Here is a 14837-nt window from a genome sequence, read left to right as displayed (position 1 = left end):
CGTAACGCGTGCCAAGCAAGGTTTCGAAGGGCCAGTGGGATATCGCCGCGATCGTGGCGATCATCCTGCTGGCCCTTTCTGTTGTTCTGGGGGGCGCCAGCCGCGAACACGCCCTGCGACTGGCCATCGTCGAACTGGCCGCCCTGCCCGTTCTGGTGATCGGCGCGAGCCGGCTGATCCGGTCGGGCCTGTGGCGCCAGCACCGGTTCGCCCTGGGTCTGCTGGCCGCTGTTGCCGCCATCCCGCTGGTGCAGCTGATTCCCCTTCCCCCCGCCGTGTGGACCGGACTGCCGGGCCGCGACGAACTGGTCCTGGCGCTCGAACTGGCCGGCCTGCAGCCCGGCTGGGCCCCGTTGAGCCTTACGCCGGATCTGACCTGGGGCTCGGCCCTCGCCCTCATTCCTCCAGCCGCCGTCTTCCTGCTTGTGCTGTCCGCGTCGCATACGCTGAGCAGCCGCCTGGTCGGCGTCTACATGATCGCGGCCGTGGTGGGCGTCCTGCTGGGCGCGGCCCAGCTGGCCAGCGGCGGCGAGCGCCTCTACCCGTGGGAAACCACCAGCGCCGGGTCCGTCACCGGCTTCTTCGCCAACCGCAACCATCTCGCCACCTTGCTGCTGGCCTGTCTGCCGTTCGCCGCGGTGTTCGGAGCCGCCACCCTGCGCCATCGCGCCGATGACCGCCGGCTGGCGCTGTGGTTCGGCGCCCTGTTCATGGGCCTGGTCGTGATCGGGCTGGCCGCGATCCGCTCCCGGGCCGGCGTGATCCTGTTCGGCCCGGCCGCGATCGCCAGCCTGCTGGCCGCCTGGGTCGCCGCTGGACGGGGACGCCCCGGGCCGGCGCTGATCGGCCTGGCGGGGGGCGTCGCCGCCGCCGTCGGCGCCGTGGCCCTGTTCGCCCTGCCGCCCATCCTCGCCCGGTTCGACGTCCAGTCCGCGCCCGAGGGCCGTTTCGAGGGCTGGCCCATCGTCGCCGCCGCCGCCGAGACCCACCTGCCGCTCGGCTCCGGGGTCGGCAGCTTCGACGCGGTGTTCCGCTCGGTCGAGCCGCTGGAGCAACTGGACCCGACCTTCTTCAACCACGCCCACAACGAATACCTCGAGACGTGGCTTGAGGCCGGCTGGCCGGGCGCGATCCTGATCCTCGCCTTTCTCGTCTGGTACGGCCGCCGCCTGTGGAGCGCGTGGCGGGCGGGCCCGTCGCGCGAACGCGATCTGCAGCGCGCCGCCAGCATCGCCCTGCTGGTCATGCTGGCCCATTCCGCCGTCGACTATCCGCTGCGCACCGCCACCCTGGCCTGCCTGTTCGCCCTGTGCGCCGCCATTCTTGAGAAGGCGGGCCGGCCGACCGACCGGGAACTGGCCTGATGGCCGGGCCGATCCGCAGCATCCTGATCGTCGGGGGCGGAACGGCGGGATGGATGGCGGCGGCGGCGCTGCAGCGAACCCTGGGCCCGCACGCCAAGGTCACCCTGGTGGAGTCCGAGGAGATCGGCATCGTCGGCGTCGGCGAGGCCACGGTCCCGCCCATCCGGGACTTCAACGTCATGATCGGGCTCGATGAGGCCGAGTTCATGCGCGAGACCAAGGCCACGCTCAAGGTGGCCATCGTCTTCCAGGACTGGGGCCGGATCGGCGCCCGCTACACCCACCCGTTCGGCACCTTCGGGCCGGGGCCGACCCTGGGCGACTTTCAGCAGACCTGGCTGGCGCTGCAGTCGAAAGGCCGGGTGGGCCCGCTCGGCGACTATTCCATCTGCTGGCGCGCCGCCGACGCCGGCAAGGTCGGGCCCCGGGACGCCGATCCCCGCTCGCCGCGCCATGGCCTGTTCACCGCCTACCATTTCGACGCCACCCTCTACGCCCGCTACCTGCGCAGGGTCTGCGAAGGCCGCGGTGTCGAACGGGTCGAGGGCAAGGTGGTCGAGGTCGTCCAGCGCCCGGACGATGGCTTCGTCGACAGCATCACGCTCGAGGACGGCCGCAGCCTGTCGGCCGACCTCTACATAGACTGCACCGGTTTCCGCGGCCTGCTGATCGAGGGGGCCCTCAAGACGGGATACGAGGACTGGTCGCACTGGCTGCCGGTCGACCGCGCCGTGGCCGTCCCCTGCGCCCGGACCGAACCGCTCACCCCCTACACCCTGTCCACGGCCCGTGAGGCCGGCTGGCAGTGGCGCATCGCCCTGCAGCACCGCACCGGCAACGGCTACGTCTACTGTTCCGACCACATCGCCGACGACGCGGCGCGCGAGACCCTCCTCGCCAATCTGGACGGAGAGCCGCTGGCCGAGCCACGCCTGCTCCGCTTCGTGACGGGCCGCCGCAAGACGTACTGGGATCGCAATGTCGTCAGCCTCGGCCTGTCGAGCGGCTTCATCGAACCGCTCGAGTCGACCAGCATTCACCTCGTTCAGGCCGGGCTGGTGCGGCTGCTGCAGCATTTCCCGGACCGGTCGTTCAGCCCGGTCAACATCGCCGCCTACAACCGGCGACTGGGACGCGAGGTCGAGCTGATCCGCGACTTCGTCATCCTGCACTATCATGCGTCCCAACGGGACGACACGCCGTTCTGGCGGCAGGTCGCGGCCATGCCGATCCCCGACAGCCTGGCCGAACGCGTCGAGGCCTTCCGCGACCGCGCCCTGCTGTACCAGGTCGGGGCGGACGAGTATTTCAGCCAGGCCTCATGGCTGGCGGTGATGTACGGCCAGGGGATCAGGCCGCGGATGTTCAATCCCCTGTACGGCTATTCGGACCAGGACCGGGCCGCGGCCGGTCTCCGCAACGTTTCGGACGTCTTCGCGCGGACGGTCGAGGCGCTGCCGGAACACGAGGCCTTTCTCAAGGCCAGCAACATGTGGTCCGGCGACGCCTAGCGGACCGGCTCCCTCGCCGGGGCGAGCGCCACCACCGGAGGCGGTGCGGGAACGGCCGGAGCCGGGGGCGCCCCGCGCCACGCCGCCTCGGGATTCAGCGCCGCCGTCGCCTCCAGGAATGTCCCCGGCTTCATCGACGGCTCGGGCGCGGTTCGCAGGCCGGCCACCCGCGCCAGGTCGGCGATGAAGGTGATGCAGTTGCGCCGTCTCAGGTCGTAGACCGAGCCCTCGGGACTGTTCCACCACTCCGCCCGCGCCTTCAGCGCATGCCAGGTGGCGTCGTCGACCGCCAGGCTGAGGAACGGCCGCCCCTCGTCGACGTAGCGGGCGTCCGGCGCGGTCACCACCCCGCCGCCGCGGGCGAACAGCAGCTGCGGCCCCGGGCTTTGGGCGGTGAAGCCCGCGGACCAGTCGACCGTTTCTCCGGTGGCGTCGACCGTCCCGGTCGCGTGCACATAGGCGTGGGGGAACAGCAGGTAGCCGCCGCGAACCCGCGCCCCGGGATGGGCGTAGAAGGTCACCGTCACCTCGGCCCAGGCTTGGCCGGCGATCAGCGCCAGGGCGAAGCCGAGAATCCATATGCGCACTGTTCCCGCTCGCTGCCGCTCCGCCACCGTGGCGCAGGCGGAAACGCACAAGGGCCGCCGGGGGATGCCCGGCGGCCCTCACGTTTGCGCGTGGCGCGGCTCAGTGCGAGGCGGGCGCCGCCACGACGTCGGCGTCCTTGACCCGCGTCCGGGCCGCCGCGACGGCGAACACCGTCAGCAGCAGATAGCCGGCGAGCGGGACGTAGAAGACCGGATTGAAGGTCGTCGAGGCGTCCGCGATCTGGCCGCCGATATAGGGCAGCACCGCCCCGCCGACGATGGCGGTGCAAAGCAGGCCCGACGTCGCCGAGGCGGGCGCGTTCGACCGTTCCAGCGTCAGGGTGAAGATGGTCGGGAACATGATCGAGTTGAAGAAGCCCACCGCGATGGCGGCGTAGGCCGCAGTCTCGCCGGACGTCTGGGTGACGACCAGGCACAGCAGGGCCGCTACCGCGGTGTTGACCGTCAGCAGCACGCCGGCGCGGACCTTGGTCAGCAGTAGGGCCCCGATGAAGCGTCCCACCATGGCGCCGCCCCAGTACAGGCTGACCATCCGGCCCGCGTCTGCCTCGGGGAGATTCAGGATCGTCGGGCTGGCGAGGAAGTTGGTCAGGATGCCGCCGATCGCCACTTCCGATCCGACGTAGATGAAGATGGCGAGCGCCCCGAACAGGGCCCAGGGCGAGCTGAAGGCCCGGAACGGCGAGGACACGCCGCCCGCCTCCTCGGCGCCGGCCGCGGCGGCGTTGATCTTCTTCCGCGCGGTGAAGATGAAGAAGGCCACGACGGCGAAGAAGGCCCCCAGCGCCAGGAAGGCGAAGTCGATGCTGCGCAGCGACTCGTCGCGCGTGGCGGCCGTCACGACGGCGCCGGCGGCGAACACGCCGCCGGTCAGCAGGACGGTCGAACCGAGGTACGGACCGACCGTGGTGCCCAGCGAGTTGAAGAACTGCGAGAAGTTGAGACGCGCGTGCGAGCTCTTCTTCGAGCCGAGCGCGGCGACCAGCGGGTTGGCGGCCACCTGCAGCAGGGTTACGCCCGAGGCGATCACGAACAGGGCGATCAGCACGCCCGGATACCAGTCCATGATGGTGGCGACCGGCACGATCAGGCAGCCCAGCACCATCACGGCCAAGGCCGAGATGATCGAGCGGCTGTAGCCGAGCTTGCTCAGCACCGCCGCAGCCGGCACCGAGACGACGGCGTAGGCGATGAACCAGGCCGAGGCTGTCAGCATGGCCTCGGCCGTGCTCAGGTCGAACACCCTGCGGACCGCCGCGATCAGCGGGTCGATCAGCGAGGTGGCGAAGCCCCAGGCGAAGAACAGGGTGGTCACATAGGCGAAGGCCAGGGACGTGCCCTGCCGCGCCGGCGTTTGCGTATCGGTCATCTCTCTCCCCGGGGGTGGCCGCTCGTCTGGCGCGCGCGGCGTTGGCGTAAACGGTTTCATCGTCGAACGGCTGCGTCCAGCCGTTTTACCGGGGCCGTAACCAAAAGTGGCCGCTCCAGCTGACGCCGGACGCAAAAAGGGCCGTCCCGGCTTCCCGGCGACGGCCCAGTCTTGCTGATCGGTTGGGCCGATCAGTAGCGGTAGTTGATCCCGACCAGATAGGTCCGGCCATACTGCTGGAAGTCGATCACGCGGCGCGGATCGTTGTTCTCGAACGTCTTGAACTGCTCGTCGGTCAGGTTGTTGACCTGGAACAGGGCCGAGAGACCCTCCAGCGGACCGGACTGGAACTCGTAGCCGATCTGGGCGTCGACCACGGATTCCGCGTCGACCATCCGCTGGATGCGGTCGGTGCCGACGCCGGACAGCTCGCCGAGGAACTCGGAGCGGTAGCGGTTGCTGATCCGGGCCTGGAAGCCGTCACGCTCGTAATAGACCGTCAGGTTGCTGACCTTCTCGGACAGGCCGGGCAGCGGCTGCGACGGGTTGCCGGGGTTCGGGGTGATGTCGCTGTCGGTCCACGAGGCGCTGAAGTTGACGCCGAAGCCTTCCAGCGGCTCCCAGAACAGGTCGAACGGCACCGACACGGCGAACTCGACGCCCTGGATGACCCCGCCCTCGCCGTTCTGCGGCGTCGAGATGAAGCCCTGGCGCAGGACGGGCTGGGGCCCGGTGATCGGATAGCCGGTGAAGTCCGTCAGCTGCTGCTGGTCGTAGATGTAGCTCTGCAGGTCCTTGTAGAAGCCCGCCAGCGAGACGTAGCCGCGCCGTCCGAAATACTTCTCGATCGACAGGTCGAGCGCATTGGCGATCCACGGACGCAGCTCGGGATTGCCGCCGCTGCCGCCCCACGGCGACTGGTTGACGTCGGTGCTGGCGGCGAGGCCCGCGTTGTAGTCGATGTTGATCGAGGCGCGCATCTGGTCCATCCGCGGACGGGCCAGTTCGCGGGCGATGCCGAAGCGAACGAACAGGTCGTCGCGGACCTCGAAGGCCAGGTTGGCGCTGGGCAGGATGTAGCTGTAGTCGTCGCCGCCCGAGACCGGCACCGGCGTGGCCGGGTTGCCCGAGGCCGCCGTGCCGTCGGAGCTCTGGTCGGTGTGGACGACCTGGAAGCCCATGTTGCCGGTCAGCGGCATGCCGAACATCTCGGACTCGATGTCGGCCTTCCAGTAGCCGGTGAAGACCTCTTCGGAGACGGCCCAGCCGAACGCCAGCAGGTTATCGTCCTGCGGCGCCACCAGGTCGTAGATGCCGCTCTCCACCAGGGCGAACGGATCGTAGCTGATCATCCCGCCGAGGCCGAGGTAGCTGAGCTGCGTCGGCTCCAGCAGGAACTGGCTCGGCACCGGCACGCTGGTGTTGTGCAGCGGGTCGGCGGCGTTGGCGGCGAGCACCAGATAGTAGCGCTCGAGCGTCAGCTCCTTGTCGCGGCTCGTGACGTTGAAACCGAACTCGAAATGGCTGAACGGACCTTCGTCGTAGTCGCGGCCGACCTCGCCGCGGATCGACTGCAGCTCATCCACGATGGACGGGCTGTTGATGAAGCCGTCCTGGCCGCCCGGGATGCCGGCGGGGAAGACGCCGCCGCCCCAGCCCTGCGAACTGGTCAGCAGGATCAGGCTGGGGTCCGAATAGTCGAGGGTGCTGGTGAAGGTCGTGCCTTCCGGCGTCGTCACGAAGCTGAGGGTGTCCAGCGCGCCGTCGATGTTGCGGCCGGTGCCGGCGTTGGTCTCGAGCACCACGTCGGTGCGGTCGGCCTTCGAATAGCTGATGTCGAACGAGGCCATCCAGTCGTCGTTCAGCTGGAACTCGTTGTTCCAGCCCACAGAGGTCAGTTCGGCCGTGCGGCGGTTGCCGTCGTTGCGGACCACGCCCTTCACATTGTCGAAGGTGCCGGCGACGATCACCCCGTCCTCGACCGTGTAGCCGGGGCGCAGGGCCGGCGCGGGGCGGCAGGTGGCGGCCGGTCCGGGGCAGGCCCCGGCGCTGCCGCCCCAGGCCAGGGGGAACTCGATGCCGCGCAGGATCTGGGTGTTGTCGAACTCGGAATAGAAGGCGTCGAAGGTCGAGTGCCAGCGGTCGTTCGGGCGGAACTCCACGGTGGCGATATAGCCGTCGCGGACCAGTTCGCTGGACTGCACATAGGGCTTGGCGCCGCCGATCAGCAGGTTGCCGTCCGAATAGGTCGGATAGCCCCAGGCATTGAAGCGCTCGGCCTGGTAGGGCGTCGACATGTGGGCGTAGCCCAGCACCACGCCCAGGGTGTCGTCCAGGAACTGGTCGATGTAGCTGACGCTGAAGCGCTGGCCGGTGTCCTCGGTACCCGAGTTCAGCGCGCCGTAGTCGTTCCACTCGTAGCGGGCGTTCAGGGCGATGGCCTGACGGCCGTATTCCAGCGGGCGGATGGTGCGCAGATCGGCGGTGCCGGCCAGGCCCTGGCCGATCAGCGCCGCGTCCGGGGTCTTGTAGACCAGCACGCTGCCCAGCAGTTCCGACGGATACTGGTCGAACTCGACGCCGCGGTTGTCACCGGCGGAGACCTGTTCGCGGCCGTTCAGCAGGGCGGTGGTGAAGTCGGGCGCGAGGCCGCGGATCGAAATGACCTGTCCGCGTCCGTCGAGGCGCTGCGCGGTCAGGCCGGGCAGGCGGGCCAGGGATTCGGCGATGGACACGTCGGGCAGCTTGCCGATGTCCTCGGCCGTCACGACCTCGACGATCGAGGAGTTCTCGCGCTTGCTGGCGATCGAGCTCTCGATCGAGCCGCGGATGCCGGTGACGATCACCTCCTCGACCTGGGTAGGATCCTCCTGCGAGGTGTCCTGCGCCGAAGCGGCTCCGGCGAAGGCGAAGGTGGCGACGGCGCCGAGGGCGGCGCCCCCGAGCAGACGGGCACGGCGAGTGACTTGGGTTCGCATCTCATTCTCCCTAAGGCCGTCGCATTTCTGTCGAAGCGTCCGGTGTCACCGCAAAGTTATGCAAACTTATGGAAAGGATGCAAGCGCCCTCTCTTCGACGACCGGGAGTCCGTGGCTGAAATGTGACGGACAGGCTTGACCGTTTCGCACTGCACAAAGGGTTTCTCCTTGCACCGCCGCAATTTTGGCCTGTTACCTGAGCCGGTTGACATGCGCCCCGTCCGCTGCAAAATCTTGCAAACCGATCCGCCGGACCATGCTGTTCGCGGACGATCCGAAGGGACGGAGACGATGGTGGGACGCTGGAGGCGGCTGGATCACGTGTGCGCGGCCGCGCTGTACGCCGGCCTCGCCGCCCTGACCGGCCCCGCGCCGGCGCCGGCCGCCACCCTTCAGGATCCGGCCGCCGCGGTTCGCGAACGCCCGGCCGAGGACGAGGTGATCTATTTCCTGCTGCCGGACCGCTTCGCCAACGGCGATCCCGCCAACGACCGGGGCGGGCTCGAAGGCGACCGGCTGCGGACCGGCTACGACCCGACCGATCCCGGCTTCTACCACGGCGGCGACCTGCGTGGCCTGACGCAGCGGCTCGACTATTTGCAGGGCCTCGGCGTCACCGCGCTGTGGATCGCGCCGCCGTTCGTCAACAAGCCGGTGCAGGGGCCTCCGGGCCACGAGAGCGCCGCCTACCACGGCTACTGGATCACCGACTTCACCCGCATCGATCCGCATTTCGGGACCAACGCCGACTTCCGCGCCCTCGTCGACGCCGCCCACGCGCGCGGGATCAAGGTCTATCTGGACATCGTCATCAACCACACCGCCGACGTCATCCGCTACCGCGAGTGCCCGGCCAACGACTGCGGCTACCGCTGGAAGGGCGATTATCCGTACCAGCGGCGCGGCGGGCTTGACGGCGAGGCGATCAACGCGGGCTTCACCGGCGCGCCGGGGGGCGACTTCTCGACCCTGACCCGACCGGACTATGCGTACACGCCATACGCTCCTGCGGGCGAGGAGACGGTCAAGGTCCCGGCCTGGCTCAATGATGTCGGCCTCTATCACAACCGCGGCAACAGCGCCTGGTACAGCGAGGCGCGGATGGACGGGGACTTCTCCGGCCTCGACGACCTGTTCACCGAGCACCCGCGCGTGGTGCAGGGCTTCATCGACATCTACGGCGGCTGGATCGACGACTACGGCGTCGATGGCTTCCGCATCGATACGGCGCGGCACGTCAATCCGGAGTTCTGGCAGGCCTTCGTCCCCGCCATCCTCGAGCGCGCCCGCGCCCGGGGCATCCCCAACTTCCACATCTTCGGGGAAACCTACGACTTCCAGAGCGGCACCGCCGCCATGCACACCGTCGTCGACGGCCTGCCGGCGGTGCTCGACTTCGCCTATCAGCGGGTGGTCCAGAACATGGTCACGGGCGTCCAGCACCCGGACGCCAGGGGTTATCTGCTGATGGAGGACGCCATCTACGCCGGCGGCGTGGATACGGCCCGGCGGCTGCCGACCTTCACCGGCAATCACGACATGGGCCGGATCGGCCACCTGATCCTGCACGCCAGGCCCGACATCTCCGACGCCGAACTGCTGGATCGCTCGGCCCTCGCCCACGCCCTGGTCCTGCTCGGCCGTGGCGTGCCGGTGATCTACTATGGCGACGAACAGGGCTTCACCGGCGACGGCGACGATCGCCGCTCGCGTCAGGACATGTTCGAGACCCGGGTCCCCGCCTATGCCGACGACCGGCGCATCGGGCGCGCCTCCGGCCCCTTCGACACCGAGGCCGACATGTACCGCCGGATCGCGGAGATGACGCGCGTCCGCGCCGCCGATGTCCGGCTGCGCCGCGGCCGGGTCGCGGTCCGCCTCGCCGATCAGACCCCCGGCGTCCTCGCCATTTCCCGCCTCGATGATGACGGCGAGACGCTGGTGGTGTTCAACACCTCCACCGAGGCGCGCGAGGTCAACATTCCGGTCGAGACCGGATCGTCCGACTGGCGCGCCCTGCTCGGCCAGTGCCCGACCCGCGCCGCCGCGCCCGGCGCCGTTTCCGTCTCCGTGCCCGCCCTGGGCTATCTTGTCTGCGTATCCGAAGGTTGAGCTTGTCCGTCCAGATCCTCGAGTCCCCGCTTGCCCGGACCGACGCCGCCGACTGGTGGCGCGGCGCGGCCGTCTATCAGGTCTATCCTCGCAGCTTCGCCGACTCGAACGGCGACGGGGTCGGCGACCTGAAGGGGATCACCGACCACCTCGACCACATCGCCTCGCTGGGCGTCGACGCGGTCTGGCTGTCGCCCTTCTTCACCTCGCCGATGAGGGATTTCGGCTACGACGTGGCCGACTATTGCGACGTCGATCCGATCTTCGGCGACCTGGCCGATTTCGACGCCCTGATCGACAAGGCGCACCGGCTGGGCCTGCGGATCATCACCGACCTGGTCTTCGCCCACACCTCGGACCAGCACGCCTGGTTCCGCGAGAGCCGCCAGTCGCGCACCAATCCCAAGGCCGACTGGTACGTCTGGGCCGACGCCAGGCCGGACGGCACGCCGCCCTCGAACTGGCAGTCGGTGTTCGGCGGCCCGGCCTGGACCTGGGACGCCCGGCGCGGCCAGTACTACATGCACAATTTCCTGCCCGAGCAGCCGCAGCTGAACCTGCATCTGCCCGCGGTGCAGGACGCCCTGCTGGACGTGGCCCGCTTCTGGCTCGACCGGGGCGTGGACGGCTTCCGCTTCGACGCCATCAATTTCTCGATGCACGACCCGCTGCTGCGGGACAATCCGCCCCTCCCTCCCGGCGGCAAGCGCACCCGGCCGTTCGATTTCCAGGACAAGGTCCACAACCAGTCGCAGCCGCAGATCGCCGACTTCCTCAAGCGCGTCCGGGCCCTGACCGACAGCTACGGCGGCCGCTTCACCGTGGCCGAGGTCGGCGGCGACCACGCCGAGCGCGAGATGCAGGCCTTCACGGCCGGCGAGGACCACCTGAACAGCGCCTACGGCTTCCTCTACCTCTACGCCCCGGCCCTGAACGACCAGCTGGTGCGCGAGGGCGCCGAGGCCTGGCACGGGCGCGACGGCCAGGGCTGGCCGTCCTGGACCTTTTCCAACCACGACGCGCCGCGGGCCATCTCGCGCTGGGCGGGCGGCCGCGACCTGACCGCCTTCGCCGGCATGGCCATGCTGCTACTCATGTGCCTGCGGGGCAACGTCTTCATCTACCAGGGCGAGGAGCTAGCCCTGCCGCAGGCCGATGTCCCCTTCGACCGTCTGGTCGATCCGGAGGCCATCGCCAACTGGCCGCAGACGCTCGGCCGCGACGGCGCCCGCACGCCGATGCCGTGGGTCGGCGACCGGCCCCACGCCGGCTTCTCGACCGCCGAACCCTGGCTGCCCGTCGATCCGCGCCACTTCATGCTCGCCGTCGACCGTCAGGAACACGATCCCGGATCGATGCTGAACCTGACGCGGCGGCTGGTCGCCCTGCGCAAGGCGCACCCGGCCCTGACCCGCGGCGACATGCGGCTGGTCGACAGCGCCCCGGGCCTGCTGGCCTTCGAACGCACGCTGGCCGGCGAACGTCTGTTGTGCGTGTTCAATCTGGGAGAGCGGGCGGTGGACTGGACGGCGCCGGCCGGGTGGCGCGTCGTCGAGGCCGTCAATCTCGATTCGGGCTCCGGCGGCGTCCTGCAGCCGATGGCCGGTCTGGTCCTCGCCGACGCAACCGGATGACCTCAGCCGCCGCAGCTCTCGCGCACGATCAGGTCGGTGGGGATTCTCTCCGACCGGCCGACGGAGTCTCCGGGGTTGTCGAGCAGCTTGGACACCAGCAGCCGCCCGGCCTTCATCGTATCCTGGGCGATGGTGCTGAGGGCCGGCCGCGCGTAGCGGCTGAACGGCACATTGTCGAAGCCGATCACCGAGACGTCCTCCGGCACACGCAGCCCGGCGTGCAGCAGGGCGCGCACCGCGCCCAGGGCGATCTGGTCCGAGGCGCACACCACGCCGTCGAAGCTGACGCCGCGACGGATCAGGCTGTCGACCGAGGCTTCGGCGGATTCGACCTCGACATGGGCCTCCATGATCAGGTCGGGATCGACCTCGATGCCGGACTTGGCCAAGGCTTCCAGATAGCCGCGGTGGCGCTGCATGGCCTCGGGGGGCTCGAGATCGCCGAGAAAGACGATGCGCTTTCGTCCCAGCCGCGCCAGATGCAGGGTCGCGCGCCGGCCGCCGGCCAGGTTGTCGGAGCCGACCGAGCAATAGGCCTGATCCGGCATCTGCGCGCCCCAGACCACGAACCGGCCCTCGGTCTCGGCCAGCCGGTTCAGGCTCTGGTGCAGGGTGCTCTGGCCGAGGAAGATGACGCCGTCGGCGCGGCTCGTGTTCATCGCCGCCGACAGGTCGTCGTAACTGGTCGGCGAGAAATGGCTCATGATGACGTCGCAGCCGCGCTCCCGCGCCGCCTCGCCGACCCCGGCCAGCAGTTCGAGGAAGAAGGGGTCGCTCAGCCGCCCCTCCCGCCCCTGCGGACGCGGCGTCACCAGGGCGATGACGCCGTCGGCGCCGATCGGCCCGGCCGGCATGTAGCGCCGGAACGGATAGTCGTGTTCGCGCGCCAGCTTCCAGATCAGCTGCTTGGTCCGCGCGTTCACCGCCGGGCTGTCGTTCAGGGCCCGCGACGCGGTGGAGATCGAGACCCCCGCCAGCGTGGCGAGATCCTCAAGGCGGGTGTTGCGGCGGCTCACGTCTGGTTTCCTGCTGATGGCCCTGCTGCAAATTTTGCTGCAAACCTTGCGTTATCTGCGCCTCGCCCGCCGTGCTTGGCAAGCCCTGTTCTCCGGAGCGTATCCCGATGCTGACCCGCCGTTCCCTCGTCTCCACCACGGCCCTGCTGTCCGCCCTGCCGGTCGCCGCCAGGGCGCAGGACGTGGCCCAGGCGCCGGCCGGATCGGACGGCAAGGTCCGCGCCTCATCGCCCGGCGGGGTGATCACGGTCGAGGTCGGCGTCACCGGCGAGGGTCGCCCGGAATACAGCGTCTCCCGGCTCGGCCGGCTGGTCATCGCGCCCTCGCGGCTCGGCTTCCTGCTCACCGACGCCGCCAAGCTGGAGCGCAATTTCGCCGTCGCCGCCGACGCCCCGACGCAGCATGACGACACCTGGGAGCAGCCGTGGGGCGAGCGCCGCTTCATCGGCAACCGCTACACCGAGTTCCGCGTCCACCTGGCCGAGAAATGGGGCCTCGAGCGCCGCATGGACGTGGTGTTCCGCCTGTATGACGACGGCCTCGGCTTCCGCTACGAATTCCCCGACCAGCCCAATCTGAAGACGCTCAACATCGGCGCCGAACTGACCGAGTTCACCGTCGCCTCGCCGGGCACGGCCTGGTGGATCCCGGCCTTCGAGTGGAACCGCGAGGAATACCTCTACAACCGCACCCCGATCTCGGCGGTCGGCGTGGCCCAGACGCCGCTGACGATGAAGCTGGACGACGGTCTGCACCTGTCGATCCACGAGGCGGCCCTGGTCGACTATTCCGGCATGAACCTGCGCCGCGCCGAAGGCGGCCGCTTCACCGCCATGCTGACCCCCGGCCTGACCAACGCCGCCGTCGTGCGCGAGGCCCCGTTCACGACGCCCTGGCGCACCATCCAGATCGCCGACAGGGCCGGCGACCTGGTCGAATCCAGCGTGATTCTGAACCTCAACGAGCCCAACACGCTCGGCGACGTCAGCTGGTTCAAGCCGATGAAATACGTCGGGATCTGGTGGGAAATGCACCTCGACCTGAAGAGCTGGAACTCCGGTCCCAAGCACGGCGCGACCACCGAAAACACCCTCAAGCACATCGATTTCGCGGCCGAGCACGGCTTCGGCGGGGTGCTGGTCGAGGGCTGGAACGTCGGCTGGGACGGCGAGTGGTTCGGGACCGGCTGGAACTACAGCTTCACCCAGCCCTATCCCGACTATGACATCGAGCGGATCGCCGCCTACGCCCGCAGCAAGGGCGTCGAGATCATCGGCCACCACGAGACCGGCGGCAACGGCTTCCACTACGAGAAGCAACTCGACGCCGCCTTCGCCCAGATGCAGCGCTTCGGCTGGCATTCGGTGAAGACCGGCTATGTCGCCGACGCCGGGGGCGCCCGGGTCACCGGCCCCGACGGCCAGGCGCACCTGGCCTGGCACGAGAGCCAGGAGATGGCCCGCCACCACATGCGGGTGATCGAGACGGCGGCGAAATACCAGGTCGCGGTCAACGCCCACGAGCCGTTCAAGGACACCGGCCTGCGCCGGACGTATCCGAACATGATCAGCCGCGAGGGCGCGCGCGGCACGGAGTTCAGCGCCTGGGGCCAGCCCGGCAATCCGCCGGAGCACGAGGTCAATCTGGTCTTCACCCGCCTGCTGGCCGGGCCGATGGACTACACGCCGGGCATCTTCGGCATGACCACCCGCAGCCCCGACGGCATCGCCACCACCTGGGCCAAGCAGCTGGCCCTCTATGTGACGATCTACAGCCCGATCCAGATGGCCGCCGACCTGCTCGAGAACTACGAGCGCAACCCCGGCCCGTTCCAGTTCATCAAGGACGTGGCCGTCGACTGGGCCGAGACGCGCGTGCTGAACGGCGAGGTCGGCGACTATGTCACCATCGTGCGCAAGGACCGCCACTCCGACGAATGGTTCCTCGGCGCGATCACCGACGAGTCGCCCCGGGTCTTCTCCGAGCCGCTGACCTTCCTCGACGCCGGCCGCCGCTACCGCGCCGAGATCTACCGCGACGCGCCCGACGCCCACTGGAAGACCAATCGCGAGGCCATCGTCATCGAGCAGCGCGAGGTCACCGCGGCCGACACCCTGGACCTGCGCCTCGCCCCCGGCGGCGGCCAGGCCATCCGCTTCGTGCCTCTGGGGAGGACCCGCCGTTGACCACCGTCACGCCCGACGCCGTGAACGCCGTCGCCTCGGTCCGGCCCCGCCTCAGCGGC

At 69.3% G+C, this 14837-nt stretch carries 9 protein-coding genes; 5 read left to right on the top strand and 4 right to left on the bottom strand.

Features of this window, described 5'->3' with window-relative positions; genetic code table 11:
* Window positions 1–8: 8 nt before the first annotated feature.
* The gene (locus tag VGD32_RS04975) at window positions 9–1364 is read left to right on the top strand and encodes an O-antigen ligase family protein (RefSeq protein WP_331030796.1); all 1356 of its coding nucleotides are present in this window, start codon (window positions 9–11) and stop codon (window positions 1362–1364) included.
* Window positions 1364–2875, top strand: coding sequence for a tryptophan halogenase family protein (locus VGD32_RS04970; RefSeq protein WP_331030795.1), 1512 nt, complete (start codon window positions 1364–1366; stop codon window positions 2873–2875). The genes VGD32_RS04975 and VGD32_RS04970 overlap by 1 nt, the downstream gene beginning before the upstream one ends.
* Here the strand turns inward: VGD32_RS04970 and VGD32_RS04965 are convergent.
* From VGD32_RS04965 to VGD32_RS04955, 3 genes are all read right to left on the bottom strand, one after another.
* Window positions 2872–3462: a hypothetical protein gene (locus VGD32_RS04965; protein WP_331030794.1), complete on the bottom strand. Its 591-nt coding sequence runs from the start codon at window positions 3460–3462 to the stop codon at window positions 2872–2874. The two genes, VGD32_RS04970 and VGD32_RS04965, sit on opposite strands and share 4 nt — an antisense overlap.
* A 100-nt stretch (window positions 3463–3562) precedes the next feature.
* Window positions 3563–4852 (bottom strand): sugar MFS transporter, encoded by a 1290-nt coding sequence (locus VGD32_RS04960; RefSeq protein WP_331030793.1) that lies wholly within the window; start codon window positions 4850–4852, stop codon window positions 3563–3565.
* Window positions 4853–5043: 191 nt separating this feature from the next.
* A complete protein-coding gene (locus VGD32_RS04955; protein ID WP_331030792.1) occupies window positions 5044–7830 on the bottom strand; it encodes a TonB-dependent receptor in 2787 nt (928 codons plus the stop codon).
* A gap of 291 nt (window positions 7831–8121) precedes the next feature.
* On the opposite strand from VGD32_RS04955, the gene VGD32_RS04950 reads away from it, so the two are divergent.
* Complete coding sequence (locus tag VGD32_RS04950; protein WP_414644344.1) at window positions 8122–9942, top strand: alpha-amylase family glycosyl hydrolase; 1821 nt, start codon at window positions 8122–8124, stop codon at window positions 9940–9942.
* A 2-nt stretch (window positions 9943–9944) separates the two neighbouring features.
* Complete coding sequence (locus VGD32_RS04945; protein ID WP_331030790.1) at window positions 9945–11576, top strand: alpha-glucosidase family protein; 1632 nt, start codon at window positions 9945–9947, stop codon at window positions 11574–11576.
* A 2-nt stretch (window positions 11577–11578) separates the two neighbouring features.
* On the opposite strand, the gene VGD32_RS04940 is transcribed toward VGD32_RS04945, so the two are convergent.
* Complete coding sequence (locus VGD32_RS04940) at window positions 11579–12625, bottom strand: LacI family DNA-binding transcriptional regulator (protein ID WP_331030822.1); 1047 nt, start codon at window positions 12623–12625, stop codon at window positions 11579–11581.
* Window positions 12626–12699: 74 nt separating this feature from the next.
* On the opposite strand from VGD32_RS04940, the gene VGD32_RS04935 reads away from it, so the two are divergent.
* Complete coding sequence (locus tag VGD32_RS04935) at window positions 12700–14778, top strand: glycoside hydrolase family 97 protein (protein ID WP_331030789.1); 2079 nt, start codon at window positions 12700–12702, stop codon at window positions 14776–14778.
* Window positions 14779–14837: the final 59 nt, after the last annotated feature.

It is taken from the genome of Brevundimonas sp. (assembly GCF_036402095.1).
Classification (GTDB): Bacteria; Pseudomonadota; Alphaproteobacteria; order Caulobacterales; family Caulobacteraceae; genus Brevundimonas.
The sequence above is the reverse complement of the archived record's forward strand: the minus strand, read 5'-3'. Positions and strand labels throughout refer to the sequence as shown.